At 29.3% G+C, this 2,069-nt stretch carries 3 protein-coding genes; all 3 read right to left on the reverse strand.

What is annotated here, in order from left to right; genetic code table 11:
• Window positions 1-316: hypothetical protein (locus RBH29_RS17465; protein WP_306698290.1), on the reverse strand; the 316-nt coding region annotated here is incomplete at its 3' end.
• A gap of 111 nt (window positions 317-427) precedes the next feature.
• A complete protein-coding gene (locus RBH29_RS17470) occupies window positions 428-1,252 on the reverse strand; it encodes a hypothetical protein (RefSeq protein WP_306698291.1) in 825 nt (274 codons plus the stop codon).
• Window positions 1,253-1,273: 21 nt separating this feature from the next.
• The gene (locus RBH29_RS17475) at window positions 1,274-1,954 is read right to left on the reverse strand and encodes a hypothetical protein (RefSeq protein ID WP_306698292.1); all 681 of its coding nucleotides are present in this window, start codon (window positions 1,952-1,954) and stop codon (window positions 1,274-1,276) included.
• Between the last annotated feature and the right edge of the window lie 115 nt (window positions 1,955-2,069).

Raw genomic sequence — 2,069 nt, forward strand, 5'->3', positions numbered from 1 at the left:
ATTTTATTCGCAAATCTTGTGGGGCATATGTATCCATACTTCCTGACTGGTCTATTGCCAATACAATATCAACTCCTAAGTCAGACGGTATACTCTTACTTCCAGCAAAAAACTGACCTGAGTGTTTTGTAGTGCCAGTTATAGTTTGATTAGTCCCATCAACACGAACGTCATCTAATTCTTCTAATTGCTGTGTTTCTGGATTTGCATAAAAAATTGTCAGCTCATCATCTGGTATGCTACCTAAATCTGACTTATTATATGAAATTCTAATTTGAGCAGATTCAATTGGAAATCCTCCATTACTTACTTCCACTGGATTTCCTACAATACCTTCTAAATTATTAAGAAGTATCCTCTTGTAGATGTCTATCTCTTCTAATTGTTGATTTTCAGGATTTACATTAAAATAGTTGACTTTACAATTCTAATTATCTCTGACTATCAATAATTCCTCAAGTATGCTTGCTCCTAAAATCTCTAAAAAAACATTTGGCTCTGTCTCAAATCGTTTCTCTAATGAGCGACGATCTTCAACTATGCCCTTTCTTTGAATTAAGTCTTTTTCTTCCTCATATAAGTTCATCCAATTTGAAGTGGATAAGTTCACACTTAAATCTTCTAGTGCTTTCCAAGTCTCTTCTTCCAGACTTTCTATAAAGTTAATCCAGTCATCGTTTTTAAAACTATATCGTCCATAATAATTATCATAATCCTCTAGGGTAGTTAATAACTCTCCATCTTCAATTACAACTCCTTTTAAATTATCAATTGAATTAATCCACCCATTGAATAAACGATTAATTGTTTCAAATTTCTTTCTCAATGGTTGATCTAATTGAACCAAAACTTCTTCACCTTTTAGCTTCCTTCCACCGTCATATTCTACTCTTAAAGCAGTAGAAAAATGTCTTATTCTTGTCATGCTATATACTTGCTCTTCAATATTTAATTTGTCCCCTTTTAACTTATCTGCCGCATCTTTAATTTGAGAAATATTCTCTACAGGAAAAAGTAAATTTCTATGCCAAACATTCATCTGATTTATTCTAACTTCTCCAGTCTCTAATATTTCTTCTATCATACTATTATTCTCTATTATTGCATTAGAAACAAGATTAAATATATCATGATTTATTCTTGCTGAAATATGTGCTTCAAGTATTTTTTGCTCTCTATATTTAATTCCCATTGTTAATGTCAAAACTATAACTAATCCAACAATCAATATTAAATAATATTTTTTAAGCATATTCTTTCTTCCTCCAATCCTCTATTGTAACAACTCTTTAATATCATCCACATTATATTTGGCTAAAAATTCTCTTGTATCTTTTTCTACATCTGTAACAAAATCAATCCAATAATTTTGCAATACTATAGGCTTAAAATTTCTTTTAAAGTATTTTTCAAGTTTTTCTTCATTAAATTCTCCATATTCTACCCACTCAAGATTTCTTTCTAAAGACTCCATCCATAAATCATTTAACTCATTTAAATACTCTATTTTTCCTCTTAAATCATCATCTAGAACTACTAATATGTCATCTTTCTCTTCTTCTGGTATTCTCCAACGACCATCTAAAAGTGCTATAAAAAAATCTTTAATTATAACCATATTGCGCTCATTAACTATATCTTCTTTTATAATTTCTTGCTTTCTTATATTATTAGCATATCTAAGGTAATGTGGGACTAACTTTTTATTATTTCGAAAATAAATAACTATCAGCTCAGCATCCCCCTTTTTAATATGCCCTTCTTCTAGTATTGTTTTATATATTTCTCTTTGATTTGTAATTTGTCTTGCTATTTTTCCACCACCTAAAAAACTAAACTCACTTTTAGTAAATTCATCATATTCTTTTACAATTTGATATTTATTATAATTTAGGTATGCAAGAATAAAAATAAGTATTATAAGTATTAATGTTATTTTCTTTTTTGTAATCACTATAGCACCCCCATTAACAATGCGTAATTTTAAAATACAACAAATACTTTAGACTCACCCCAAGTAATCTGAACAGGATCGAATACTCGACTCTCATAATCATCTAATTGCATAG

Origin of the sequence: Herbivorax alkaliphila (genome assembly GCF_030848475.1) — a bacterium.
In the GTDB taxonomy this organism is placed as follows: domain Bacteria; phylum Bacillota; class Clostridia; order Acetivibrionales; family Acetivibrionaceae; genus Herbivorax.

Bases quoted from the DNA above. Each gene is read 5' to 3' on its own strand.
- RBH29_RS17470 (WP_306698291.1), bottom strand. From the start codon at position 1,252: ATGCTTAAAAAATATTATTTAATATTGATTGTTGGATTAGTTATAGTT.